The sequence below is a fragment of the Bacillus sp. 204(2023) genome, assembly GCF_037027505.1.
In the GTDB taxonomy this organism is placed as follows: Bacteria; Bacillota; Bacilli; order Bacillales; family Bacillaceae; genus Bacillus; species Bacillus subtilis.
This window is the reverse complement of the sequence record NZ_JAXCHE010000001.1, coordinates 713,401-738,763: the sequence shown is the minus strand read 5'-3', so window position 1 is coordinate 738,763 and position 25,363 is coordinate 713,401. Positions and strand designations below refer to the sequence as shown.

At 42.4% G+C, this 25,363-nt stretch carries 33 protein-coding genes; 10 read left to right on the top strand and 23 right to left on the bottom strand.

Going from position 1 to position 25,363, the window contains the following annotated elements:
- The 4 genes from WA279_RS04095 to ilvA form a co-directional block, all read right to left on the bottom strand.
- Complete coding sequence (locus WA279_RS04095; protein ID WP_038828635.1) at nt 1-768, bottom strand: SGNH/GDSL hydrolase family protein; 768 nt, start codon at nt 766-768, stop codon at nt 1-3.
- Between the two features lie 77 nt (nt 769-845).
- The gene (gene scuA, locus WA279_RS04090) at nt 846-1,427 is read right to left on the bottom strand and encodes a cytochrome c oxidase assembly accessory protein ScuA (protein WP_024572006.1); all 582 of its coding nucleotides are present in this window, start codon (nt 1,425-1,427) and stop codon (nt 846-848) included.
- Between the two features lie 147 nt (nt 1,428-1,574).
- Nucleotides 1,575-1,826, bottom strand: a complete 252-nt coding sequence (locus tag WA279_RS04085) for a DUF2535 family protein (protein WP_014480066.1) — start codon at nt 1,824-1,826, stop codon at nt 1,575-1,577.
- 85 nt (nt 1,827-1,911) lie between these two features.
- Entirely contained in the window at nt 1,912-3,180 is a 1,269-nt protein-coding gene (gene ilvA, locus WA279_RS04080; protein ID WP_014480067.1) for a threonine ammonia-lyase IlvA, read from the bottom strand.
- Nucleotides 3,181-3,428: 248 nt separating this feature from the next.
- On the opposite strand from ilvA, the gene WA279_RS04075 reads away from it, so the two are divergent.
- Together WA279_RS04075 and trhA are read left to right on the top strand one after the other, a co-directional pair.
- Complete coding sequence (locus tag WA279_RS04075) at nt 3,429-4,424, top strand: sigma-54-dependent transcriptional regulator (RefSeq protein WP_336154353.1); 996 nt, start codon at nt 3,429-3,431, stop codon at nt 4,422-4,424.
- Between the two features lie 20 nt (nt 4,425-4,444).
- On the top strand, nt 4,445-5,086 hold the full coding sequence (gene trhA, locus WA279_RS04070; protein ID WP_251187780.1) for a PAQR family membrane homeostasis protein TrhA: 642 nt from the start codon (nt 4,445-4,447) through the stop codon (nt 5,084-5,086).
- A 38-nt stretch (nt 5,087-5,124) separates the two neighbouring features.
- Here the strand turns inward: trhA and WA279_RS04065 are convergent, their stop codons facing one another.
- The 10 genes from WA279_RS04065 to WA279_RS04020 form a co-directional block, all read right to left on the bottom strand.
- Nucleotides 5,125-5,745: a lysophospholipid acyltransferase family protein gene (locus WA279_RS04065; RefSeq protein WP_336154349.1), complete on the bottom strand. Its 621-nt coding sequence runs from the start codon at nt 5,743-5,745 to the stop codon at nt 5,125-5,127.
- Entirely contained in the window at nt 5,746-6,252 is a 507-nt protein-coding gene (gene dfrA / locus WA279_RS04060) for a dihydrofolate reductase DfrA (RefSeq protein WP_015383909.1), read from the bottom strand.
- 142 nt (nt 6,253-6,394) lie between these two features.
- Nucleotides 6,395-6,928: a phosphatidylglycerophosphatase A family protein gene (locus WA279_RS04055; protein WP_003230797.1), complete on the bottom strand. Its 534-nt coding sequence runs from the start codon at nt 6,926-6,928 to the stop codon at nt 6,395-6,397.
- Between the two features lie 17 nt (nt 6,929-6,945).
- Nucleotides 6,946-7,557, bottom strand: a complete 612-nt coding sequence (locus tag WA279_RS04050) for a YpjP family protein (RefSeq protein ID WP_335388617.1) — start codon at nt 7,555-7,557, stop codon at nt 6,946-6,948.
- 259 nt (nt 7,558-7,816) lie between these two features.
- Nucleotides 7,817-8,590, bottom strand: a complete 774-nt coding sequence (locus WA279_RS04045; protein ID WP_336154346.1) for a class I SAM-dependent methyltransferase — start codon at nt 8,588-8,590, stop codon at nt 7,817-7,819.
- 41 nt (nt 8,591-8,631) lie between these two features.
- A complete protein-coding gene (gene brxA / locus WA279_RS04040; protein ID WP_003230794.1) occupies nt 8,632-9,066 on the bottom strand; it encodes a bacilliredoxin BrxA in 435 nt (144 codons plus the stop codon).
- A gap of 106 nt (nt 9,067-9,172) precedes the next feature.
- The gene (gene ilvD, locus WA279_RS04035) at nt 9,173-10,849 is read right to left on the bottom strand and encodes a dihydroxy-acid dehydratase (RefSeq protein WP_009967560.1); all 1,677 of its coding nucleotides are present in this window, start codon (nt 10,847-10,849) and stop codon (nt 9,173-9,175) included.
- A 288-nt stretch (nt 10,850-11,137) separates the two neighbouring features.
- Complete coding sequence (locus WA279_RS04030) at nt 11,138-12,271, bottom strand: conserved virulence factor C family protein (protein WP_335388618.1); 1,134 nt, start codon at nt 12,269-12,271, stop codon at nt 11,138-11,140.
- 59 nt (nt 12,272-12,330) lie between these two features.
- Nucleotides 12,331-12,948 (bottom strand): Mn(2+)-dependent (deoxy)ribonucleoside pyrophosphohydrolase, encoded by a 618-nt coding sequence (gene hdhQ / locus WA279_RS04025; protein ID WP_335388619.1) that lies wholly within the window; start codon nt 12,946-12,948, stop codon nt 12,331-12,333.
- Nucleotides 12,949-12,963: 15 nt separating this feature from the next.
- Nucleotides 12,964-13,446: a glutathione peroxidase gene (locus WA279_RS04020; RefSeq protein ID WP_335388620.1), complete on the bottom strand. Its 483-nt coding sequence runs from the start codon at nt 13,444-13,446 to the stop codon at nt 12,964-12,966.
- 342 nt (nt 13,447-13,788) lie between these two features.
- Between WA279_RS04020 and metA the strand changes: the two genes are divergently transcribed.
- The 4 genes from metA to cspD all read left to right on the top strand — a co-directional run bounded on the left by metA (nt 13,789) and on the right by cspD (nt 16,516).
- Nucleotides 13,789-14,694, top strand: a complete 906-nt coding sequence (metA, locus tag WA279_RS04015; protein ID WP_015714134.1) for a homoserine O-acetyltransferase MetA — start codon at nt 13,789-13,791, stop codon at nt 14,692-14,694.
- Between the two features lie 230 nt (nt 14,695-14,924).
- Nucleotides 14,925-16,073, top strand: coding sequence for a diglucosyl diacylglycerol synthase (locus WA279_RS04010; RefSeq protein WP_072175969.1), 1,149 nt, complete (start codon nt 14,925-14,927; stop codon nt 16,071-16,073).
- Between the two features lie 80 nt (nt 16,074-16,153).
- Entirely contained in the window at nt 16,154-16,300 is a 147-nt protein-coding gene (locus WA279_RS04005; protein WP_120028300.1) for a hypothetical protein, read from the top strand.
- A 15-nt stretch (nt 16,301-16,315) separates the two neighbouring features.
- Nucleotides 16,316-16,516 carry a cold-shock protein CspD gene (gene cspD / locus WA279_RS04000; protein ID WP_003153604.1) on the top strand — a complete coding sequence of 67 codons (201 nt, stop codon included), beginning with the start codon at nt 16,316-16,318 and terminating at the stop codon, nt 16,514-16,516.
- Between the two features lie 51 nt (nt 16,517-16,567).
- Here the strand turns inward: cspD and degR are convergent, their stop codons facing one another.
- The gene (gene degR, locus WA279_RS03995) at nt 16,568-16,750 is read right to left on the bottom strand and encodes a transcriptional regulator DegR (RefSeq protein WP_003230774.1); all 183 of its coding nucleotides are present in this window, start codon (nt 16,748-16,750) and stop codon (nt 16,568-16,570) included.
- A 155-nt stretch (nt 16,751-16,905) separates the two neighbouring features.
- On the opposite strand from degR, the gene WA279_RS03990 reads away from it, so the two are divergent.
- A complete protein-coding gene (locus WA279_RS03990) occupies nt 16,906-17,175 on the top strand; it encodes a DUF2564 family protein (protein ID WP_004398863.1) in 270 nt (89 codons plus the stop codon).
- Nucleotides 17,176-17,202: 27 nt separating this feature from the next.
- On the opposite strand, the gene WA279_RS03985 is transcribed toward WA279_RS03990, so the two are convergent.
- Both WA279_RS03985 and WA279_RS03980 read right to left on the bottom strand, forming a co-directional pair.
- Nucleotides 17,203-17,385, bottom strand: a complete 183-nt coding sequence (locus WA279_RS03985; RefSeq protein WP_004399003.1) for a zinc-finger domain-containing protein — start codon at nt 17,383-17,385, stop codon at nt 17,203-17,205.
- Nucleotides 17,378-18,058 (bottom strand): ribonuclease H family protein, encoded by a 681-nt coding sequence (locus WA279_RS03980; protein WP_014477138.1) that lies wholly within the window; start codon nt 18,056-18,058, stop codon nt 17,378-17,380. Before WA279_RS03980 ends, WA279_RS03985 begins: the two co-directional genes overlap by 8 nt.
- Nucleotides 18,059-18,140: 82 nt before the next feature.
- Between WA279_RS03980 and WA279_RS03975 the strand changes: the two genes are divergently transcribed.
- From WA279_RS03975 to sspL, 3 genes are read left to right on the top strand one after another with little or no spacing between them, the layout of a single operon-like run.
- A complete protein-coding gene (locus tag WA279_RS03975) occupies nt 18,141-18,830 on the top strand; it encodes a queuosine precursor transporter (RefSeq protein ID WP_014477139.1) in 690 nt (229 codons plus the stop codon).
- Nucleotides 18,830-19,228 (top strand): reverse transcriptase-like protein, encoded by a 399-nt coding sequence (locus tag WA279_RS03970; protein WP_336154343.1) that lies wholly within the window; start codon nt 18,830-18,832, stop codon nt 19,226-19,228. The genes WA279_RS03975 and WA279_RS03970 overlap by 1 nt, the downstream gene beginning before the upstream one ends.
- A 41-nt stretch (nt 19,229-19,269) precedes the next feature.
- The gene (gene sspL, locus WA279_RS03965) at nt 19,270-19,398 is read left to right on the top strand and encodes a small, acid-soluble spore protein L (protein ID WP_003218255.1); all 129 of its coding nucleotides are present in this window, start codon (nt 19,270-19,272) and stop codon (nt 19,396-19,398) included.
- A 7-nt stretch (nt 19,399-19,405) separates the two neighbouring features.
- Here sspL and exnP read toward each other — a convergent pair whose 3' ends face one another.
- From exnP to bpsB, 6 genes are all read right to left on the bottom strand, one after another.
- The gene (gene exnP, locus WA279_RS03960) at nt 19,406-20,296 is read right to left on the bottom strand and encodes a 5'-3' exonuclease ExnP (protein ID WP_003230763.1); all 891 of its coding nucleotides are present in this window, start codon (nt 20,294-20,296) and stop codon (nt 19,406-19,408) included.
- 100 nt (nt 20,297-20,396) lie between these two features.
- Nucleotides 20,397-20,543, bottom strand: coding sequence for a hypothetical protein (locus WA279_RS03955; RefSeq protein ID WP_003230761.1), 147 nt, complete (start codon nt 20,541-20,543; stop codon nt 20,397-20,399).
- A gap of 74 nt (nt 20,544-20,617) precedes the next feature.
- Nucleotides 20,618-20,875 (bottom strand): YpbS family protein, encoded by a 258-nt coding sequence (locus tag WA279_RS03950; RefSeq protein WP_014477141.1) that lies wholly within the window; start codon nt 20,873-20,875, stop codon nt 20,618-20,620.
- 64 nt (nt 20,876-20,939) lie between these two features.
- Nucleotides 20,940-24,521 (bottom strand): dynamin GTPase, encoded by a 3,582-nt coding sequence (gene dynA, locus WA279_RS03945; RefSeq protein ID WP_336154341.1) that lies wholly within the window; start codon nt 24,519-24,521, stop codon nt 20,940-20,942.
- A 176-nt stretch (nt 24,522-24,697) separates the two neighbouring features.
- Nucleotides 24,698-24,787 carry a Fur-regulated basic protein FbpC gene (gene fbpC, locus WA279_RS03940; protein ID WP_100069434.1) on the bottom strand — a complete coding sequence of 30 codons (90 nt, stop codon included), beginning with the start codon at nt 24,785-24,787 and terminating at the stop codon, nt 24,698-24,700.
- 63 nt (nt 24,788-24,850) lie between these two features.
- Complete coding sequence (gene bpsB / locus WA279_RS03935) at nt 24,851-25,363, bottom strand: alkylpyrone methyltransferase (protein WP_336154339.1); 513 nt, start codon at nt 25,361-25,363, stop codon at nt 24,851-24,853.

Genomic DNA, 25,363 nt, shown 5'->3' with positions numbered 1-25,363 from the left:
CTACTCTTTCGGTAATCCTTCTTTTTTAATGGCTTGATAGACGCGCTTTGCGATAAGAGAATAACCCGTACCATTAGGATGAAAATCATCTTTCTCAGAAATTCGGCTGCTGTCACTTTTTTGATTGAACAAATCTTCGATATGAACGATTTTTGCATGTTTATCTTTTTTCAGCTCTTTTTCAGCAATATGGTTCCAATCCGTGACGACACCATTTATTTCATTTAGTTCTGATAATGTAAACGTAAACGGATTGTACATGCTGACATAAATCAGCTCAGCGTGATCATTCAGCTCGCGAATTTCAGAAATGATTTTTTCAAAGCGCTTTTCGTACGGTTTTTCCGCTTCCTGAAACGGTTCAACGGTTAATTGCAGAAAGTTTTGGCGAAGGATTTTCATCAAATCATTACCGCCAATTGTAAAAAAGACATAATCTGCGTCCTTTATGCCTTTTTGAACCTTTTTATCTTTTAGTTTTTCTAATAAATCATCCGAACGGTTCCCTTTTACGGCATAATTTTTCACGTCGACCGTTTTGACTTGTTTATCTGACCGGATAGAATCCGCCACCTTGCCGACATATCCCTTTCCGTCGGGATCTCCGACTCCTTCTGTCAGCGAATCTCCGACAGCCGCTATGACAATGTGTTCTTTTGTTTTCGTTTCATGGGCTTTTTGTTTTCCCTCAGATGATGTACGTATGCTCGTACACGCAGTAAGAAGCAAAATCAAACTGGCCATGATTGAAAAAATGCGCAGCTTCAATCTTGTTGCTCCTTCCCATTCTACTAGTGGAAAGTGTATCATGTTTTAGAAGATTTGCAAATGCCTAGTCTCTTAGCTTACTTGAGTGTACTGGCTGACTTCACATCGGAAATGATATCATCGTACGGTGTATTCTCCACTCCATTGTAATCTTTCAGCACCTTACCGTCCGGACCTACCAAATAAAAAGAAGATTGATGAATCACTTGGTCCTCTCCCTCCGGCTTCTTTACGATCGCTTTAAAGCTCTTAAGTGCGAACTCCTCAATCTCACTCTGGCTGTATCCAGTGAGAAAATCCCAGTTATCAAAAGATAATGGATAATTTGCGGCAAATTTCTTCAGCTGTTTCGGCTTATCGTTTTCTGGGTCAACACTAAATGATATGATGCGGACATCTATATTTTCGGCTTTCAATTTTTTTTGCAGATCAGTCATATGAGCGGTCATTGGCGGACATATAGTTTCACAATTGGTAAAAATAAAATCCGCCAGCCATACTTCTCCTTTTAAGCTCTCTAAAGAAACGTTCTTGCCGTCTTGGTTTTGAAATGTAAAAGGCTCCACCTCGTAATTGAGCGGATTTTTAATCTGCTGTCCTCCGCATGCACACAAAAACAGAAAAATCAGCCCAGCCGTTAACCCCTTGATAACCTTCATGACATCCACCCTTTCCAGCCAGCATAAAAACGCTTTCTAAAACCGTCCTTACTGTCCCATGTTTGTATTCGATACTGAGCAAAAAAAATCCTGCATGCCTCCCCATTAACGATTACAAAGGAGGGCATGCAGGTAAAAAACGGCATGTTACGCGTTGTGCTTTAACACCTCTTGATGAAATACAGCCTGATAATCTGCCCACTTCATCCGGCGCTTCATATAATGTCGGAAAGAATACACTTTTGCCCTGCTGTTTGATGAAAACACTTCTTTTAAGTAGAATTGCAAATGGTGATGTAACATAAAGAAATAGTGCTCATCTTCCTTTAATACAGGTATTTCTGTCACTTTCACCTGAATCCCGTCATCGCGTTTGAACTCTAGGCTTTTGAGTAACAAGCTATCAATCCTCTTTTTTGTTTTTCTTCTATTATATATGATGCCAGCCGGGCTGTCTGTCATTTTGCGCGGTTGTGTAAAAAAATTAGATTAGTAAATGGAACAAGTCCTCATCCTTGTTCACCTCTACATAATGAAACGGTTTTTTGTTCATCCGTTCAATCAGCGGCCCATAATCGGCTTTGTTCTGCAGCTCGATGCCGACAAGAGCAGGTCCATTGCTTTTATTATTTTTCTTCGTATATTCAAACCTTGTAATGTCATCATTCGGCCCGAGGACTTCGTCAAGAAATTCGCGGAGCGCCCCCGCTCTTTGCGGAAAATTGACGATAAAATAATGCTGAAGACCTTCAAAAATCAAGGAACGCTCCTTCATTTCCTGCATTCTTCCGATATCGTTATTGCCCCCGCTTACCACACACACCACGTTTTTCCCTTTAATTTCATCCTTGTACAAATCAAGCGCTGCGACAGAAAGAGCTCCAGCCGGTTCAGCAACAACTGCACATTCGTTATATAATTCAAGAATGGATGTACATACTTTTCCTTCAGGCACAAGGAGAATGTCATCAACGACAGTTTCCAGCGTCCGGAAGGTTTCCTCGCCAATTTTTTTAACAGCCGCCCCATCTACAAACTTATCAATTTTATCAAGTGTGACGACATGCCCAGCTTTGTTTGATTCAAAGTAGGATGCCGCTCCCGCCGGCTCAACAGCAATAACCTTTGTATCAGGAGACACGTTTTTCAAATATGTACCTACCCCAGAGAGAAGGCCGCCGCCTCCGACACTTGCAAAAAGAAAATGCGGTTCTGTATCAATGTCGTTTAAAATCTCGACTGCGAGCGTTCCCTGTCCGGCCATCACATCCGGATCATCGAACGGATGGATAAACGTCCGAGATTCCGCCTCACAGCATTCAGCAGCGCTTTTATACGCGTCGTCAAACGTATCGCCTGTCAAAATAATATCGATAAATCCTTTTCCGAATAGTTCAACTTGAGATACTTTTTGTCTCGGTGTAGTAGACGGCATAAAAATTTTCCCGTGAATGCCAAGATGTTTACACGAAAATGCCACACCTTGAGCGTGGTTTCCGGCACTTGCACACACAACTCCGTTCTCTGTCTGCTCGCTGGAAAGCTGTTTCATTTTATGATAAGCCCCTCTGAGCTTAAAAGATCTGACAACTTGCAAGTCTTCACGTTTTAAATAGATATTGCATTCATATCTCTCAGAAAGTCTGTCATTCCTCTGCAAAGGTGTGTGAATGACAACGTCCTTTACGTTTTGGTGAGCCTTCAAAATGTCTTTCACTTGGATGAGAGAGTTTTCTTTAAGCAACGGTTTCATGTACAGATTCCTTTCTTGTTTTAAATCCCTATTTAATATGCCATTATAACATGAATATTCAAAAAATAAGACAATTATTTTTATTTAATAATTAAAAAAATACAGACTATGTCCACCACATCTTGTGGTAACTTCTGTTCAACCATTATCCTGCAGAGCCAAGAAAAAAGATGATCGTAAAATAAAGGGTGTTTTCAACCAAAAGGCATGATATAATGAAACCAATTAGAACCAAAAGGAGCCAATTGATGAATAGTGCACCAAAACTCAATACATTTCAACAACTAATCGGAGAGCATCAAACTTTCCTGGAAGCGAAGCGAATCGCCAAGCAGTTCTCGTTATCGGAGCTTCCTGTCTTAATAACAGGAAAAATCGGAACAGGCAAAAATCACTTCGCACATGCCATACACTTGGAATCTTCGAGAAGCAATGAACCGTTTATAAGCGTCAATTGCAGCACCCATTCGGAAGAAACCCTTATTCATGAGCTTTTTGGCACTAACGGAAACACAGGTGTTTTTCAAAAAGCGGTACGAGGAACCCTTTTTCTTGATGATGTATGGCGCATGCCTGCTTCTGTACAAGCTCAGCTGTTAAAAGCGCTTGATTCAGACACGGAGAAACCGCGAATGATCTGTGCTTCTGCAGACCGATCCGTGGAACATACATTCAGGCAAGACTTATTCTACAGACTGAACATTTTAACGCTCGCACTGCCAGAATTATCGGAACGAAAAAGCGATATTCCGCTTTTGACACAGCATTTTCTCTCAAATTCCGGTCGGCAATTGTTAATCGATCCCTCCGTTTTTCCCGTGCTTGAGAAGCATGCATTTGAAGGCAATGTCAGGGAATTAAAAAACGCTGCAGATTATATGGCGGCAGTATCAAGCGGGGGAACGATTCAGCCATATGACCTGCCGCCATATATTAGAGGCGCGATAGACGGAAAAACATCGAAGAAAAAAGCGAAGCTGCTGACTTTAATGGAAAAAGCTGAGTTTTTGTTTATTTTGGAAACAATAAAAGTATTGAACGAAAAAGGAGAACCTGCCAGCAGACGGATCATTTCTGAACACAGCAAAAATACCCAAACCTCGTTAACGCCGCAGCAGGTCAGAAGCCGTCTCGACTATTTGGAGAAAAAAGATTATGTCACCAAAAGCCGCGGACGCGCAGGCACAAAAATTACCTTTGAGGGCTTGAGCTTTATAGAGACGTTAAAAAATCAAATGATCTAGTGATCGAAAGGAGAATGCACTTGTTTACAATCAAAGAAGAGATCGCCAATGCGATTACACACGGCATCGGTGTCCTCTTATCCATCCCAGCATTAGTGTTTCTAATCATATTTGCGGCTAATTACGGGTCTGCATGGGACATTGTCAGCTTTACAATATTCGGTGTCTCTATGCTGCTGTTATATTTGAGCTCCACCCTGCTTCACAGCATCACACATAAAAAAACGAAGGACATTTTGGAGATTATTGATCATAGCGCGATTTACGTACTCATCGCCGGAACCTACACGCCTTTTTTGCTTGGGCCGCTGAAAGGCACACTCGGCTTTACCCTGTTGGTTATCGTATGGTCACTTGCCCTAGGCGGAATCGTTTTTAAAATTTTCTTTGTGAAACGGTTTATCCTATTGTCAACCTTCGTGTATTTAGTCATGGGGTGGCTGATGATTATTGCAGTTAAACCTTTATATGCTTCACTGAGCGGAGCGGGATTCACCCTCCTTTTTCTCGGCGGCATTTTATACTCTGTCGGAACCATCTTTTACATTTGGAAAAAGATCCCCTTCCATCACGCCATTTGGCACAGCTTTGTATTGGGCGGGAGCGCTGCCATGTTTTTCTGCGTGCTCTTCTATTGTGTAAAGGTGCCGTTCCTTTCGTAACAGTAACAGAAAAGCGCAGTCTTCACGACTGCGCTTTTTTATGCACGTAATTGTTTTTCATTGGCAGGTATATAAGCTTTTGAAAAGGACAATTCAATGTCTGTCGGTTTTAAGCGTTTAAAAAACGAGCCCTTTTGCATGTTATCTGTTCCTTTCGTTTCCACCATCACCAACGGAAGATGATAGCGGGCCGCAAGTTCTACAGGATCAATAGAACCATCTAGTGAAAGAATCAGGCTTTGTCCCTTTTCCAGCTGTTTTGTCACATCTTCATATACCTTTTCTGAATCACCGTCTGAAATCACATCCATCCGATCCAGCCATTGCCCGATAAAAGGCAAGCGGAACACTTTTGGGTTGGCGATAAAGCCGGCCGGTTCCTCAATATATCCAGCAATTAAGGCCAGTTCAGCCAAACGCAAACGGGGATGCACATACAAAACAGGACCGTGTGGTATTGGCTCTGGCTGATGGATCGTCACAACTGAACCGGAGATGCCGATACAGCCTTCCAAAAACGCCTTTGGCTGTTCGTACACAAGAGTCATCTGTTTTTTGTATGACAGACGGGGATCGAGCATTGTTTGATTAAATAATTGTTTCATATTTTTTAACAGCATATACACAATATAAACCACTAGAAGGCTGTAGCGAACCAATTAAAATCCTCCCGCTTTAGAAGAATTCTTTTTTTCATACATTAGAAATTCGTAATCATACGGGTTTTTTTCGTCTTTGATCCCCTGCTCAGAAGAAACCAGCTTCCAATTGGATTCATCAAATTCAGGGAAGTGACGGTCACCCTCAAACTCGTGATGAATTTTCGTCATATACAGTCTGTCCGCATAAGGGAAAAGGTCCGTATAGAGCTGAGCCCCTCCGATCACAAAGCATTCTTCAGGGCCTGAACAAATGTCCAGTACATCCTTTAATGAACTGACAACCGTGCATCCCGGAAATTCTGAAGCCGGCGCTGAGGTAACGACAATATTTTTCCGATTTGGAAGCGGACGTCCGATCGATTCAAATGTTTTTCGGCCCATAATGATTGAATGGCCCGATGTTACTTTCTTAAAGTATGCAAGATCATTGGGCAAATGCCACGGCAAATCATTGTCTTTGCCGATAAGCCTGTTGGCATCCATTGCAAAAATGAATGAAATCATACGCTAACCGCCCCTTTTTGCTCTAAAACATGTCTGCATAAATCCTTATACTGTTTCATTTTTTTCATCCTTTAAAAGTAGTCTTCTAGTAGTGTAACACAATAAAAAATCATTTCTGAACCCAGAAATGATTTTTTTATAGTCAGCTGACGACAGGCTTTTCATCCTGTTCTTTTTCTTCATCTTGCAGATCCTGATGCGTATGTGCAATTCTGCTCGCCGCTGCTGCAGCAAGAGCTGCCACAATATCATCCAAAAAGGTGTGAATACCGTCTGGACTTTCATCAAGTTCCTTAATAATTCCAATCTTCTCTTTATCCAAATAACCGAAATTGGTCAAACCGATCGACCCGTACACATTAACGATTGAAAGCGGGATAATTTCATCTATGCCGTAAAGCGGTTCATCCGTTTCAACAAGGTGCTGCAGCGGCTCGGGGAGAAGCTTCTGTTCTGCAAGCTGATCGAGTGCAAGGCCTGTCAAAACAGCATGAATAATTTCACGTTTGTTCAGGACTTTTTCTACATTCTCCATGCAAACACTGAGCGGCAGATTTGGATTGTATTTTTCCTGAAGTTTTTGAACAATCCGTGCAATATCTTCTATCATAACGCCCCGTTTGTTCAGCATATCCTTTGTTATATCGACCATTTCATTCATTGTGTACTTTTTCATGTCTAATGGCATCTCCTTTAGGCACTCATCCAGTTGGGAGGCGTGTTGCGGTCCCAGTAAATGCTCCCAAGCTCATGATGTGATTGAAATCCATCTTCTGCTGTATGATAATGAAAATTAAACCAGTAGCCGTCATGCGGCGGGTGGTCTCTTCGCACATGGAATCTGAGAAGATCTTCTCCAGTTGTCCGATTGTAAACGTTGAAAATTTTTTCCGTTTTGCCCGCTGAAGGCATGCTTGAGATCACAACATCTTGGTACGCCTCATCATCTTGCAATGTCGCTAAATAATCACTAATCACATTTTCGATTTTTGGCAGGATCTCTTTCCGATAGTCAGCCTCAATGACAGGAGCGATTCTGCTGCCGAATTTTAAAAAGGACTGATCCTCAGCGCTGTCAAGGAGCTGTTCCTTGTACGATTGAAAAAGCAGTTCAGGATCTCGCCTGTCATCCGACTCATCATCGTACAGGTCATGCTCATCATAAAAAGCGGTGTAATCATTCTGCTCAAGACTGCTCGGCTGTCCGGAAGGCTTGTCCGCCATAAGGGCAGCCGGAGGAGATACGAGCCCGAACGTTACAATGGTAAATAAAACCACAAGGGTCTTTCTCATCCACAATTTCATGACTGCTTATTCCTCTCTATTTTATTGTCATGTTTCTCTTATTTTAGCACATCCAAAACATGCAAGTCATGTACTATATGAAACTGATATGCAAATTAGGAGATTCGTTGCTATGCACTTTGCGTAAAAACGCTTACAATATTCCATGAAAGGAGGCTTTCCGCATGATTGACGCTCTGTTTGCCACAGTTTCACTCTTAACATTGTTATACTTTGTCGTCATGGAGGTCACCGATTAACAGAAAGCCCGTGATATGAATCACGGGCTTGTTTGAATGACGCCATAATGGAACAGTGCTGTTTTTCTTTTCATGACGTTAAAACCAAACTGTTCAAACCGCGGGCTTTTCCAGTGGTCTTTTAGCACAACGCTTTTTCTGGCGACTCGTACCGCTTCATTGATACATCCTTCGTGCAAAACGGAATCCTCTGCCAAATCACGTAAAGGCGCGATGCCGTCAGAGGTCTCTACAGGTTCATGAAACATTGGATCGAAATAAACCACATCAACAGAGTTGTCAGGAAGCTGCTTGAGGTGTTCAAAGCAATCACCATTCTTCACCTGGATTCTTCTCATCGCAGCTTGAAGCTCTTCTATACCCGTTTCCCATGAATGCAGCCCCGTCCTCACTAAAACAGACACAAGATGGTTTTTTTCAATCCCAACAACAGAACCCGTTTCGCCTACTGCCATACTTGCGATAATGGCATCTGACCCCAGCCCGAGTGTGCAATCTAAAAACGCATCCCCTTCAGATAAGCCGGCAGCCCGAAGCATAGGCTCTTTCTCCCCCTGTAAGAAGCGTTTGGCTCTGAACATCGCTGTATTCGGATGAAAAAAGAATTTGGCACCTTGTTTCGTATACAGCTCAAACCGCTCTTTGCCGACCACAAGCAAATCACGTTCAGCTGACTTCAGCAGGTGTTCAACCGTTTGTTTATTCCGGCCGCAGTATGGCATATTTAGCTCTTTAGAAAGCTGCTTTGCGGTTTTTATGGTGTGTTCAGACGGTCTATAGCTTGTTGTTATCATCTTCTGTACTCCCAAAAAGAAAATGCCCGAAAAACGGGCATTTAGCAGTGCGCATCGAAGGCAGCAGTCAGATTTTTCATGATTTCTTCCATATCGTGTCCTTCAATTTCATGACGCGGAATAAAATGTACGACTTCTTTGCCTTTCAAAAGAGCCATTGATGGTGAAGAAGGCTCCTGGCCAGTAAAATACTCACGCATTTTCGCAGTAGCTTCTTTATCTTGGCCCGCAAAAACAGTCACCGTATTGTCAGGTGTTTTGTCATTCTGGAGGACTGCCTGTGTAGCCGCAGGACGCGCAAGGCCTGCCGCGCAGCCACATACAGAGTTAACGACTACAAGAGTTGTGCCCTCTGCCTTTTCCATAAAGTTTTCTACTTCTTCCGCTGTTGTTAACTCTTCAAAACCTGCTCCAGTCAGCTCGCGGCGCATCGGTACGACAAGCTGGCGCATGTATTCTTCATAAGCCATTGACATAAAAAAAGCCCCCTCTAGTATCCTTCATCTGAAGTAAAGGATACTATAGAGAGGGCCGGATTTCAAATGTTCACGCCTTAAAATAAAGAAAAGTGTCCCCAGCTGTCTAGATTTTCATAATACCGCCGGTGTTGGCACTTGTCACAAGTTTAGAATAACGTGCCAGGTAGCCGGTTTTCACTTTCGGTTCAAAACCTTTCCAGTTCGCTTTTCGTTTTTCCCACTCTTCTTCTGGCACTTGTACATCCAAGATGCGTTTTTCGATATCAACGATAATATGGTCTCCGTTTTCAACAAAGGCAAGCGGCCCGCCCTCAGCGGCCTCAGGTGATACGTGGCCGATTGAGAGGCCACGGGAGGCTCCGGAAAAACGTCCGTCCGTAATCAATGCCACTTTTGGTCCGAGTCCCATTCCAACGATTTGGGATGTTGGCGCCAGCATTTCCGGCATGCCAGGTCCGCCTTTTGGCCCTTCGTATCTGATGATGACAACGTCGCCTTCTTTTACTTTTCGGTTGATAATGCCGTCAAGCGCCTCGTCCTGAGAATCGAATACGACAGCCGGCCCTTCGTGTCTTGTAATCCCATTCTGTACGCCGCCTGTTTTAATGATAGCGCCGTCCGGAGCCAGATTACCGAATAAAACAGCAAGGCCTCCCTTTTCAGTGAATGGTTGATCCAGCGGATGAATGACGTCATAATCCTTTACTTCATGTCCGGCAATGGTTTCTCCAAGAGTTTTTCCTGTAACAGTCAGCGCATCTAAATGAAGCGCTCCTTCTTTCTTCGAAAGCTCATTCAGAGCCGCTGACACGCCGCCCGCTTCATGAAGATCTTCAATAAACACATCCGATGCAGGCGCCAGCTTGGCCAAGTGCGGCACGCGCTCAGCGACTTCGTTAATGCGTTCTAAAGAGTATTCAACGCCGGCTTCGTTTGCAAGGGCAAGCGTATGAAGAACGGTATTTGTAGAACCTCCGAGCGCCATATCGAGTGCAAACGCGTTATCAATCGCTTTTACTGTAACGATATCACGCGGTTTGATATCTTTGCGAATCGTTTCCATTAATTGCGCAGCCGATTTTCTCACAAACTCTTTGCGTTCCGGAGATGTCGCCAGAATAGTTCCATTACCCGGCAAGGCAAGACCAAGTGCTTCTGACAGACAGTTCATTGAGTTCGCCGTAAACATGCCTGAGCAAGACCCGCACGTTGGGCATCCGAACTGCTCTAGTTCTTGAAGCTCGTTTTCGTTGATTTTCCCTGCTTGGTAAGCGCCTACCCCTTCGAATACTGAGGAAAGGGAGATTTTTCGCCCGTCACTTGTTCTTCCTGCCGCCATCGGTCCGCCGCTGACAAAAATCGTCGGAATGTTGATGCGCATTGCCGCCATAAGCATTCCCGGTGTGATTTTGTCGCAGTTCGGAATACAGACCATTCCGTCAAACCAGTGTGCGGATACAACCGTTTCCACAGAGTCTGCGATAATTTCACGGCTTGGCAGCGAATATCTCATACCAATATGCCCCATTGCGATGCCATCATCTACCCCAATGGTATTAAATTCAAACGGAACGCCCCCTGCTTCTCTGATTGCTTCTTTTACGATTTTCCCAAACTCCTGCAAGTGAACATGACCGGGAACGATATCAATGTATGAATTACACACCGCAATAAACGGCTTGCCGAAATCCTCTTCTTTTACTCCTGCTGCACGAAGCAAACTGCGGTGCGGAGCTCTATCGATTCCTTGTGTGATCATATTACTGCGTAATTCTGCCATGGTGATCCTCCTAAATTCTTTCAATTGTTTGATTGGATTTTATTTTGACAATTTTCAGTTTATTTATGGGCTGTTTTTGCAAATAAGATAAATACAGGCCGCCCTCACCTTGTTTTGTTCTTTCGTGTTTTTATATTTATATAGCTTTCTTTCGATTTGAACCCTCCAACTATTAATATTGTTACTTACTATAAATAGTTTTTGGATATTTTTCAACAATATTCGAAATAATTTTTATAAAAAGTGAATTCACATAAAAAAGGTGCATGATCTGCACCTTTTTTATTTCTATTCGCCTTTTTTTCTGCTTTCCGTCATTTGTTTCCAAACAGAACCTTTTGCTTCTTCTCCATGCTCAATACGTTCAAGCGCCATTTTGACTTGAAGGCTGACCTCAAATTCGGGGTCATCTTCTGCAGCGCACAAAGCTTCAATTGCACTTTCATCGCCGACTTCGTACAGGAACATGGCCGCACGCCAGCGAACAAGCTTGCTGGAGTCGCTTAATGACTTGATCATAGCAGGAATGGCTTGAGGATCGCCGATATCAGACAGGCAGTCTCCGGCCGTTCTTCTGACTGATACAGCTTTGTCCTCAAGTGCTTTATACAATAGAGGAAGAACATCAGGTGTTTCAATCATTCCTAAGTACACAACAGCCTGTCTTCTGATGGACACCTTTGGATCATCCAATGCCTTCTGTAAAACCGGGATATCCTCTTCTTTCGGATCCATCTGTTCCAAGTGTGCATAACGCTTTTTCCAGTCCTCATCATCCAGCATATCAAGCGTTACTTTATACGCTTTGCGCTGTACAGCTTGTTTTGCTTCGCCCTTTCCTTGAGCGGCTGCTTCAGTCAGTCGTTTCAGCCGTTCATCACTGTATGCCGCCTGAAGCTCTTCTGTCACATCGTGGCCGATTTCATCAAAGTCACCGAATCTGACACCTTGTTCTTTCCAAGCCCGCTCAAACACAACATTGGAAGCTTCAGATCTAAGTTTTAAGATCGCCTGCTGAAAGCGTTCAGGTAAGCCGAAGCGTTCTTCCCGCTCTCCATCGGTTAATTTAACTTGCATAGGAATGCCGCTGAACATCTGCACAAAAACTTTTACCTCTCCAAAAGATTCTTGATCAGAACGATTTTCTTCTGCGCTTTCAGCACTTTCCATCCCAAATGCAGTGCGGACTTGCGGTAAAATGTCTTTCCAGTCGTATCTTGCATTCCGTTCAACAGCAAGAAAATCTGCGACGTGATATACCCCTTTAACTCCATCTATTTTAAGAATTTCCGCTATAACAGGCGGTGCGCCTTCTGCTTGCTCAGGTTTATAGTTATTGCTTTTGCCCGCTGGAAGCTCTTCCGTTAAGACGACTTTCATTGTATTCGGGCTTGGTGTAGGTTCAATTGATTTTATCTTCATGATCGTCCTCCTATAGCATATCTGTGACTTATTCTATCATAGTCGCTCCAAGCCTTCTATTACGACGTTTTGGCATCAATCACGGGTATTTCTGTTTCTAATTGGCGGACAAACTGAAGCATAAAATTGTGTCTTTCTTCTGCCAGTTCCCGTGCAGTGTCTGTATTCATCATATCTTTCAGCCGCAGCAGCTTATGAAAAAAATGAGCGTAGGCGCTTTGATCATCTCCATAAAGGCCATGCCCGTTTGCGCCCGCAAACATGAAAGCTCTCGCAATGCCGACAGCACCAATCGCATCAAGTCTGTCAGCATCCTGTACGGCTTTTCCCTCAATTGAGAGCGGCTCCTTCGCCAGCTTTTCCCTGTCTCGAAAGGACATCCTTGTTATAATATGAATCACTCTGTCTGCATTCTCTTTTCCTACTCCGAAAAAAACGAGCTGATCATATACTTCGCTCACAGAAAGCCTGACCGTGTCAGGCAGCTTCACATCAATTAAATCATGAACCAAAGCCGCCGTTTCAACAATGAACAAATCCGCTTTTTCCTTTTCTCCAATATACGCTGCAAGATCTGCTACTCTTGATACATGATGCCAGTCATGTCCAGAGCTTTCGTCAGTCAGGATAGATTGAACCCATGCCCTGATTTGCTCTGCCTGCTTCAATTCCTTCACAAAAACACCCTCTTTTTATTGCTCTAACAGCTTCACGATATCGTCTTCCAGCTCTTTCGGATTTGTATTTGGTGAATAACGGCCAACGATTTCTCCATTTCTATCCACTATAAATTTCGTGAAATTCCACTTGATTGCCTTAGTTCCCAGCATCCCTTTCGCATGTTCTGTCAAATACACAAACAGCGGGTGGGCGTTTTTCCCGTTTACATCCACTTTTGAAAACATAGGAAATGTAACACCATAATTTGTTTCACAAAATTCCTGTATGTCAGCCTCTTCACCAGGCTCTTGGTTCATGAATTGATTGCAGGGGAACCCTAAGATCTCCAGCCCATCCTGCTGATATGTATCATATAATTCCTGCAGCTGCTTCAATTGGGGAGTAAAACCGCACTTACTTGCTGTATTCACGATCATCAGTACCTTTCCCGCGAAAGGCTGAAGTGTCATGTCTTTCCCTGTGATTGTACGTACCTTCATATGATAAATAGACATGTAAGTCCCTCCTATGTCCCTGGTGCTGATTATTTTACCTTTTTTAAATCGCAATTCAAAATGTAAACATCAAATAAGAACTCATAAGAAACTTAACGATATGAGCGTCCGTTCATTATCAATTCATATGTCTCATTTTTTATCTTATCATTCTATAAAACATTACAATTCCCTCTGACATCTTTGAAAATCATTTTACTGTGAAACCAAAAGGCGTGTCAGTGCGTTTTATTTAAAGAGTTTTCTGTTGTTTCCCCCTCAACACGTATAGATAGATTGAAAATTGGCGTGAAAATTCCTATAATGAAGAAAATTAAACGGGGAAATAATGGAGGTGGCACGTTGCCTATTAATATACCAACACACCTGCCGGCAAAACAGGTGCTTGAAAGTGAACATATATTTGTAATGGATGAAAGCAGAGCATTTCATCAGGATATCCGGCCGCAAAAAATTATTATATTAAATTTGATGCCGAAAAAAATCCAAACAGAGACTCAGCTTCTCAGATTGCTTGGAAATTCGCCTTTACAGGTTCATTTCACATTTTTAATCCCAAGCACACACACGCCGAAAAATACTGCGAGAGAACACCTTGACGAATTTTACACGACTTTTTCCAATATCCGTCACAAGAGGTTTGACGGCATGATTATCACCGGTGCGCCGATCGAGCATTTGGCGTTTGAAGAGGTTTCATATTGGGAAGAGCTCAAGGAAATCATGGAGTGGAGCAAAACAAATGTCACTTCAACCTTGCATATTTGCTGGGGTGCTCAAGCAGGTTTGTATTACCATTACGGTGTGGAAAAAATTCAAATGCCGAAAAAAATCTTCGGTGTGTTCGAACATACCGTTCTTTCAAAACACGAAAGATTGGTAAGAGGTTTTGACGAGCTATACTACGTGCCGCATTCCCGGCATACAGATATAAATATGGAACAGCTTCAAGCAGTGCCCGAGTTAAACATTCTTACCGCATCAAAGGAAGCCGGGGTTTGCTTAATTGTGTCTAAAGACGAAAAACAAGTCTTTTTGACAGGGCACCCTGAATATGATACAAATACGCTTCTTCAAGAGTATGAAAGAGATTTGGAACGAAACCTTTCTACTGTCGAGGAGCCTAAACATTATTTTGCAAAAGGCAGCAACGAGCCAGTGAATCGCTGGAAAGCGCATGCCACATTATTGTTTATGAATTGGCTGAATTATTACGTTTACCAAGAAACTCCTTATGAATGGGACTAATTTTTCTTTTTTTAGTGATACGCTGAGCAAAAAATATGATAAAATACATCTGATTCAGTCTGCGTATAACAAAAATTTAAAATACTGGAATCCAAATCATTTAAAATTAGCTTAACTTTTTCACTGCATTAATAATTCAATTATGTATTTGTGTTATGTTTATGTATAGACAATAACTCCTTACGATGCATGAAGCTTGCTTGTTGTTGATTACATTGAGGTGAATTTACTTGAATACCAATAAAAGAGTATTAATTTTGACTGCAAATTACGGAAATGGACATGTGCAGGTAGCCAAAACACTTTATGAACAATGTGTACGGCTCGGCTTTCAGCATGTAACAGTTTCTAATTTGTACCAAGAGTCAAATCCGATTGTTTCAGAGGTAACTCAATACCTTTATTTAAAAAGCTTCTCAATCGGGAAACAGTTTTATCGTTTGTTTTATTACGGAGTTGACAAAATCTATAATAAACGTAAATTCAATATTTACTTTAAAATGGGTAATAAAAGATTGGGCGAACTTGTCGATGAACATCAGCCCGATATTATTATTAATACATTTCCGATGATCGTCGTGCCGGAATACAGACGCCGAACTGGAAGAGTCATTCCTACCTTCAACGTTATGACTGATTTTTGTCTTCATAAAATTTGGGTTCACGAAAACGTGGATAAATATTATGTGGCGACAGATTACGTGAAGGAAAAACTGCTGGAGATCGGCACTCATCCAAGCAACGTAAAAATCACAGGAATTCCAATCAGGCCGCAATTTGAAGAATCCATGCCGGTTGGCCCGATATATAAAAAGTACAATCTTTCACCAAACAAAAAAGTGCTTCTGATCATGGCAGGTGCTCACGGTGTATTAAAGAACGTAAAAGAGCTGTGCGAAAACCTTGTCAAGGATGACCAAGTGCAAGTGGTTGTCGTGTGCGGGAAAAATACGGCTTTAAAAGAATCTTTGAGTGCGCTTGAGGCGGAAAATGGTGACAAATTAAAAGTTCTGGGCTATGTGGAGCGCATTGATGAACTATTTCGGATCACAGATTGCATGATTACCAAGCCTGGCGGCATTACTTTGACAGAAGCCACAGCCATTGGAGTGCCTGTCATTCTGTACAAACCCGTGCCTGGCCAGGAAAAAGAAAATGCAAACTTCTTTGAAGACCGCGGAGCTGCCATCGTTGTGAACCGTCATGAAGAGATTCTCGAATCAGTCACTTCCCTTCTTGCAGATGAAGATACCTTGCAGCGCATGAAGAAAAACATTAAGGACCTTCATTTAGCAAACTCCTCTGAAGTGATTTTAGAGGATATCCTGAAGGAATCAGAAATGATGACTGCCAAACAAAAAGCCAAAGTGCTATCGTAATGGCGTACTTGAGAGCATACGAAAATCGTGTGCTCTTTTTATTTATATTCAGCCATCAATAAAAGCGGTTACATTTTTTTATGGAACTTGCCCTTCTTTTGAAAAATAAGCCGTTTCGCAACTTGACGGGTGCTCCCAGATGGTGTATAGTTGAACCATCATTTAACAATGAATCAAAGTTAAATGATGACAAAATTTTTTTTAGCACATGGGTGCTACAGTACTAGGAGGAATTAAGCAATATGCAAAACGGTAAAGTAAAATGGTTCAACAACGAAAAAGGATTCGGCTTCATTGAAGTTGAAGGCGGAGACGATGTATTTGTTCACTTCACAGCTATCGAAGGAGAAGGATACAAATCATTAGAAGAAGGACAAGAAGTTTCTTTTGAAATTGTCGAAGGTAATCGTGGACCTCAAGCTTCTAATGTTGTAAAACTCTAAACTCAATACATGATGATGAGATGACAAATAGAGGAGAGGCATTCGCCTCTCCTATTTGATTTTCATCTGGATTTCAATCGCCAAAATGTTTTGTTTGCACCTCTGTTCAATCTCTTCAACATACTTTTCCATTGATGGTTTTCCTTTTTTCGCGATATCCGCCAGTTCTTCTAAATCACTGTATATTTCTATAAATGTTTTGTGAAGGATCAACTTCAAGTCTTTATCATCCATAGCTGCGTTCCCCTTCTCTATCAAGATACCTCAAATAGTAAAACGGTCCTATTTATTCTGGTTCAATAGTTATATCGGCTTATTTTTATTTTCTTTTCTATTTTGGTACATAAATTTCAAAAAAACTCTGCAAAATAATGGCGGAGGTGTTTTTTGTGACTTCAGAATTTCATAATGAGGATCAGACTGGCTTTACGGATAAGCGGCAGCTGGAACTAGCGGTGGAAACAGCGCAGAAAACAACAGGAGCCGCGACGAGAGGCCAAAGCAAAACATTAGTCGACTCTGCATACCAAGCCATTGAGGATGCTAGAGAACTGTCACAATCTGAAGAGCTGGCAGCTCTCGATGATCCTGAATTTGTAAAGCAGCAACAGCAGCTGCTAGATGACAGCGAGCATCAGCTGGATGAATTCAAAGAATAAAAACCGCAGCTTCTGCGGTTTTTATTTTTAGTGATTGGTTAAGACATCTCCGTATTGTTTCAGCTTTTCACCAACCGTACATTTATTGATACAAAATGAATGCGCATAAGTTTTGCCAAATTCTTTGCGAAACTGCTTCTTAATAAAACAGTCCTTGCAATATTCATCGTGCAGTTCTGTCAGTTCTTTAAAGATCATTTTCTTATCCAATATCGTCATCTCCGTTACGGTCTAATTTCGTGTGGCTTTCTACGAATTGATGGGATAGAATTTTTTTAGCGAGGCCGTCAGCTTCCTGATTGTCTTTCCGTTGTATTGTTTCGTAGGTTGGAGTAAGCTTCAGCGATTCAAGGAGTGCTTCTATTTTGTCCAGCCATTCATTATGAGATGGATCATAACAAGGCCAGCTGCCGTCAAGCTGATTCAGCACAACAAGCGAGTCCCCTTTGATTGTAATTGAATTTCTGCTTGCCCCAAGCTCTCTTACTTCTCTTATTGCTTCATAAAGCGCTGCGTATTCAGCTTCATTATTGGTTTTCAGCCGGAAGCTTTTATTTTTTCTCAAGCGATGCCGGGTTCCTCCCAGTGAATAATAGATGACGATCCCGAGACCGGCCAGTTCGCTCTCCTTATCGAAACTGCCGTCAAAATAAACAGTAATGTCATCAGGCTCTTGAGCAAGCTCCTCTGTCAGCTTTTCCAATTCCTTCAGCGTCCAGCTGCCGCCTTTCTCGTCTTCGAACTCTAGCTCTTTCATGTATGGAAAACGTCCAAGTTCTCTGGCGAGCATACGTGCCTGCTGTGCTGTCAGCCAGTCTTCGCTAAAAAATGAGACGGATCCTGTTCCTTTTGCTTCTATTTTCAAATGCGGTCTGAGCTTCATTACAATCACCTTACCATTCATTAGTTGTCGGGCTTATGCTATAATCAAACCAATCTTACCCCGGAAAGGAAGCTTTTTCATCTTGTTTAATAATTCGTTTTGGATCTTTTTTGCGATCATTCATTTTATCATTGTTCTTTTATTTTATAAAGGATTTGGCAAAATGGGACTGTTTGTTTGGATCGGTTTTGCGACAGTCTGCGCCAACCTCCAAGTCGTCAAAACAGTCGAACTGTTTGGCTTAACAGCGACACTCGGGAATGTGATGTATGGCACAATCTTTTTTGCGACAGATGTGCTGAATGAAAAATACGGACCAGCTGAAGCCAGAAAAGCGGTATGGCTCGGATTCTCAACGCTCCTGACGCTGACATTTGTCATGCAGGGTGTGCTGCTTTTCGAACCGGCTTCCAGCGACATATCACAAACAGCGCTGGAAACGATCTTCGGATTCCTTCCGCGAGTTGCGTTAGGAAGTCTGCTTGCCTTTATCTTCAGCCAAACGCTGGATGTTTATGTATATTCGGCAATTAGAAGGATATTTCCTTCTGATCGGCTTTTATGGCTCAGAAACGGCGGCAGTACAGCAGTCAGCCAGCTGTTTGATACATTCATATTCACTGCAGTCGCCTTTCTCGGCATTTATCCGGCAGGCGTGTGGCTTCATATTTTTATTTCTACATATTTGATTAAGTTTGCGGTATCTTTGATTTCATTGCCTTATGCTTATGCAGCCAAAAAAATGATACCTAAAGATGAAAGGAGTTCATAATGCCTACAGAAATATACGTAGACGGCGCAAGCGCTGGTAATCCCGGGCCTTCCGGTATCGGCATTTTTATCAAACATGAGGGAACAGCAGAATCCTTCTCTATTCCAATCGGAGTGCATACAAACCAGGAAGCGGAATTTCTTGCATTAATTGAAGGGATGAAGCTATGTGCAACGCGCGGGTATCAATCAGTTTCCTTTCGAACCGATTCAGATATTGTGGAACGCGCCACTGAGCTTGAAATGGTTAAAAATATAACGTTTCAACCGTTTGTAGAAGAGATCATCCGATTAAAAGCGGCATTCCCTCTTTTTTTCATCAAATGGATACCGGGCAAGCAAAACCAAAAAGCCGATCTTCTGGCAAAAGAAGCGATTCGGCTGAATGAAAAGAATTAAATCTTGATCATTGGTTCATCCTAATGGCGAGGTGAACTAACATGAAAAAGAAAGATAAAGGCCGGCTGACCGGCGGTGTTACTCCGCAAGGCGACCTGGAAGGCAATACACATAATGACCCTAAAACAGAGCTTGAGGAGAGAGCAAAAAAAAGCAATACAAAACGCTAGAGAGGATCTAAACGATCTCTCTAGCGTTCAGCTTTTCAAGCATACGCTCAATTCCTTTAATTTGGTGGCGGCGAAGCATGTCAGCCGCCTGCTCCATTTGCAAAGTAAATAAAGCGTCTTTCAGTGTGCAGGCCAGCGGCACTGAGCAATGGATTTCCGCAAGCTTCCTCGACATCTCCAAATCGCTTAAACCTTGCTGAATTTTTCCCTGCTGTCCTTTTGGAAGAAGAGAAAGATTTTCCAATAAACGGTCAATCGTTTCGTATTCACGAATCAGTTTGTAGGCTGTTTTTTCTCCAATCCCTTTGACTCCGGGATAGTTATCACTGGAATCTCCCATAAGCGCTTTAATATCAATCAAAGCCTTCGGCATTACGCCTGTTTCTTCATAAAAAGTCTCTTTTGTATAGACTTTATAATTTCCGATTCCTTTTTGAAGCAAAGCAACGCTTACTTTATCCGTTAACAGCTGAAGTAAATCTCTGTCCCCTGTTACGACCGTAATGTCCGCTTCATTCGCAAATAAATCGGCAAGAGTACCGATACAGTCATCCGCTTCATAGCCGGCAAAGCCAATATTCATGATTCCAAGCTCTGCGGCTGCTTCCTTTGCCAAATCAAACTGCGGAATCAGCTCCACAGGCGGCGCGCTGCGGTTGGCCTTATAATCTTGGAACAAGTCATTTCGGTACGTTTTGCTCCCCATGTCCCAGCAGCAGACGACGTGTGTCGGCTGGAATGTTTCCACAGCTGTAATCAAATGCTTTAAAAAGCCGTTGACGCCGTTCGTCGGCACCCCGCTGTCATTTATCATAAAGTTGCGATGTACGGCCGTGGCAAAAAAGGCCCGGAATAAAAGAGCCATGCCGTCAACCAGCAATAGTTTATTATTATTCATCAATTAACTCCCTTTTCTTTCATTCCTTCTATTTTATCATAAAGCAGCCCAAAAATAAAAAACAGTATCTCTTTAATGAGAGATACTGTTTGGATATTTATCAATCGTTGTGTCTTTTGTTGCTGGCGATCAGCTTTTCAGCTTCGCGTCCTGCGTAAGAGTCAAAATGGGTTTGAAATCCGTTTTTCTTTTTGGCATTGTTATTCGCCTGTGCATTTCTGTTTCCGAGCTTTGTTCTGCCCAACATGAATCCCCCCTTACGTCGGATGCATATAGTATATGCTTCCGGCAGGAGGTTCACTCGCGACAGGATCATCCAGCTTACATGCGGCTTACGTATTCTCTGACCATTTCTTTTGATACAAGCCGTCTTGTCGGGACGATGCCTTTTTTAGCGAGCTGATTCATTTGCTCGGTAATTTCATTAATTGCATCTGTAGTATAAGGCTCATCGTTTTTGCATTTAGCAACAGCTTCTTCAATCGCCAATTCACGCATATTTTCAAGACGCATAAATGCTTTGATATGCTCGTGCTGTTTTGATGAATGTGCTGAAATTGCTTTATGTACCTCTGACATTAATCGTTCATCTCGCTTTTTTCTATTTAGTCTATCATGACTTGAAATACAAGCCAACTGAATTTTACATTTTTATTGTATTGTCTGAATTTTTCCAGGAGATGCACGCCTGGTACGCCATTTTAATCTCTTTCGCATGTTCCCCTTCCGCATATCCTCTTAAATATGTCTCTTTTTGATCTGTTATTTGCGCGATTGCTTTTTCACCCATATCTTCCTGTAAGCGTCTGAGGTGAGCAGTGTAATGAGAGATCAGGCTTTCTTCTTCATTTTTTATCCATGCCTCTGTGATTTTCGTAAGTTTCATCCGTACAGCTTCGATAAAGGCCGATTTTCCTTTCTGCTCGAAAAACTGCTTCGGTGATTTGACCTCTTTTAGTTCCTGCTCAAAAGCACGTTCTTCTATTTCCGGTTCAACTTCCTTCAACTGTATGCCGTTCGAATGCTGATCACCCTCATAAACGGAAAAATAGCCGTCCTCGTTTAATGTTTTTTGAAATTGATCCAGCCATTCTTCATTGATATGCCGTTCGATGAAACCGCTCATGCGAACATCAAGCGTTTTGATTTCCTGAATATATTCAAATTGATATTCATGTAAGGCTGTTGTCATCGCCTTACTGACGTTCTTTTTCCAATCCCCGTTTTGCAGCCCGGGATGAAATGCCGATTTTAATAAATCATTTGCAAAATATGATAATCGCTGTGTAATGTGATATAGTTGCTCTCTTGTATCTTTTTTTACTTTTTCAATGATGGTTTCTGAGTTCCGCCGTTTCTCGATATCGGCCGCTGTCCGCTCAAATGACAGCATAAGGCGCTGTTTCTGCGCTTCCTTCTCTTCTCGGGACTGATGCTGGGATTGGTGAAGCTGAAAAACAGTTTCGCATAGTTTGTCTGCCTCCGAACTGAGCTGCGCTGCTGACGCTTTTTTTACATCCACTTCGATAAACCGGTCTAAGTGTTTTCTTACTTTCGAGAACTGATTATAAAATGACTCCGGTTTTCCCACCAGTTCCTCCTTACTTGATACGGTAAAGAGCTGCGGCTCATAAACCCCTTCTTTTACAAGCTCTGCGCTGACATAATCGGTCACTGTTTCGAGCTCTGTTTTATCTTTTGCAAGGTCTGCAGCATTAATAATAAAAAACATTTTATCCATGCTGAGCGATTCTTTCACAAGTCCAAGCTTTCTCAAAAATGAACGGTCTCCTTTTGAAAAAGAGTGCTGATAATAAGTCATATAAAAAAATGCATCAGCATCTTTGATATATTGGAATGCCAGTTCTGTATGCCGTTTATTCATGCTGCTCGCGCCGGGTGTATCAACGATCGTAATCCCTTTTTCAGTGAGCGAGCATGTATAGTAGACCGTTACCTCTTTCACAGCACAGGCCGTTGTTTCCTCTGCTACATACGGCTTTAATTCAGATAGCGGAATCGTTAATTTCTTCTGTTCCTGTATATACTGATGATACTTCTCATATGCAAGCAGGAAATTGCTGATCAATTTCACGTGTTCTTCCTGCAGCCTGTTTTTTTTGACTGCCTTTTCCCACTTCTCTGTGAAGGAACGGCCTGCCGGCTCCTTTGGTATTCCGGTGAGCTGCAAAATTTCAGCCGTTATGTCATCCTCTGTCTTAAACACTACATCCGCTGTTTTGTTTAAGTTGCCATTGATTGGCATTGTGATCTTGTTAATTGTCGCTGTGGTTGGCGTTGGTGAGGATGGCAACACTCTTTCGCCGACAAGCGCATTGGCAAATGATGATTTCCCCGAGCTGAAGCCTCCAAAAAGAGCGAGTGTAAATTTCCGTTCCTCAAGCCTTTTCACCCTTTCACGAAACGCTGAAGTTTGCTTTAACAACATGCTGCATTCGCCTAAAAGGTCAGACAAAGTGTAAAAGCGTTTGATTTGGTCTTGAAGCGGCATTTCTTGTTCCATTTTGATTTCTGATTTCGGCATCGGCTGCGCCGTCAGCTGGCTTTGGCCTTGTTTCTGCTCTGGAGCCGCCACTCTTGTTTTCTTCGATTTAAACCATTCTGTGTCTATATGCATTGGGCATGCGGACTCTTCTTCCCAAATGGCCCACAGGCGATCGGTTTTCTCTCGGGCATGATTCTCTAAACGCGCCTGTTCTTGAAGAAAGACAAGTTTTTCTGATTCTTGGACGAGCCGGTCGTTAATCGTTTGCACGTCTTTGGAAACACGCTCTTTCACCATAGCGGAGAGCACCTTTATGATGTCTGCGGCTTCTCTTTTCGCCTCTTTCCGGATGAGCTCTGCCAAATCTTTTGTATATTGCAATACATATTCAGAAGAAAAGGCTGCACCATACTTGACCGCGCGTTCAATGATGCTTATATCAAGCGGTGTGCGATAGGCCTGAATCAGCTTTTCACTTTCAGCGGTATAGACATCAAATGCCTTGGCGAGTTTATGAAGCGTGTCTATCATATGCCAATCCGCTTCGGCCTCTGTTCGTTTTGCCACATCAGAGAAAAAAGCATTCCGCCTTTTATCTCTTTCCTGTGCAGTTTTCGCTTTAGAAAAGAAAAAGCCGGTTTTAAAGGAAGGCTCTTGTGATTCTAAAAATGCAGCCGCCAATTCACGCATTTCAAAAGGCGTCAGGTTGGCGTTTTTTAAAATACGATTGATTTCTTCCTGCATCCTCTTCTCTGCCTCAGTCGTTTGTTTTTCGGCCTCATCCAATTGATCACGCAGCGATTGGACCAGTCCAGTTTGGATATTAAGCTGTTCAGCGAAACTCGGAGCGCCTGTTTCGTCTTTCTTCAGCATTTCCGTATGTTCCTTTAGCAGATTACGGACTTTTTGTTCGGTTAAAGCCTGCATATTGCTTTTTGATTGCTGTTCTATTCTTCTTAACTCTTCTCTCAGGGCCCCCATCTGATTGAACGGGTGGTCCGGTTCTGTTACTGACGTAAAATAGAGCGCTTCCTTTGAAATCCCTTCATTGCAAAGCATCTCCTCTACCTGCGCTTTATAGTCTCCAAATTTCGTCTCCGTCTCATCATGGCGGTCAATTTGATTGACGATAAAATACACATTCGGAATGCTTTCTTTTATTGACCTGAGAAACTTTACATTTTCCTCAGAATGCACGTGATTATAGTGAACGACGTAAAACAGCGCATCCGCCTGGTGAAGAATAGAAGCAGCCGATAGAAAATGCGCATCATCAGTTGAATCTATCCCTGGTGTATCAATATACGCAACCCCGGAATCGATCTCAGTATACCTGTCAAAAATTTCGACGCTTTCAATCTGTTCCCCGTCTTTACAATATTGCTGCACCTTGTCTTTCTGGTAAGCCCCTTCCAGCTCAGCACACGCTCCATCTGTTGTATGAAGCCGAACTCGCTTTTCCCCGTTTCTGATCACAACAAGGTTAGCGCTTGTCGGAATCGGGCTTGTCGGCAAAATATTCTCCATTAACAGGCAGTTCAGCAGTGACGATTTTCCCGCTGAATAATGCCCGGTAAACGCGATATAAACCTCTTCATCAGCCGCTTTTTTCACGACCGCAGCCAGTTTAGCAGCCCTTTGTTCATCTTGATTCTCAATAAATTGCTTATAAAGTTCCCCGGTTTTATGCAAAAGCTCTTTTCTGTTTTGATCTGTCATAAGTCTGAACCCCTTTGTGCCGTTTCAATTGTGAACCTTTTTCGGAAAGATCTGAATTCATTCCCTTTTCATTTTACACAAGAATAAACCAAATTTCTTTAGGAGAATAGAAAAAAGCCGCCATTACGGCAGCTTCTATAAAAGAAAATCTGCAACTTTTACAAGTTCCAGATTCATCAAACAGATTTATTAGAGATTCCTTTTAATACAAAACCAATTAATACACTATATGTACAAACCGCTCCAAGCAAAAACAGCATTGTCATTTGCTTCACCATCCTGATTGAGAATCTTTTTCAAATTCATTTTAACATGGTTGAGAATGATTTTCAATCGCTATTTACGCTGTATTCCTGTAATGCTTTGTCTTCTGCGCGAATTCTGACGCTTAACAACACGGCATTGAAAATGGAAAACAGACACATGGTGACGTATGCTTGATAAAGCAGCGGAATCAGCAAAATTTCGAGTATAACAACGGCATAGTTTGGATGTTTCATCCATTTATATGGACCTTTTTTTACAAGCTCTACACCTGGAACAACAAGGATTTTCGTATTCCAATATGCCCCTAAGGAACAAAGCGCCCAATACCGTACGATCTGTACGCTTAAAATAACTGCAGCGATACCGAGCCACCAGCTGGACGGCTGTTTATTCATCAGCAGCACCTCGGCAATTAAGGACAGGAAAAAAAGGATATGCATCGTAATGATATACGGATAGTGGCTCTCGCCAAATTCAATTGCTCCTTGCTTCTTTACCTTTTGTTCGTTTTGCCTGGCCACTGCCATTTCTGCTGCTCTTTGAACAATGAGAATGGCGATCAACAACCAAAACAT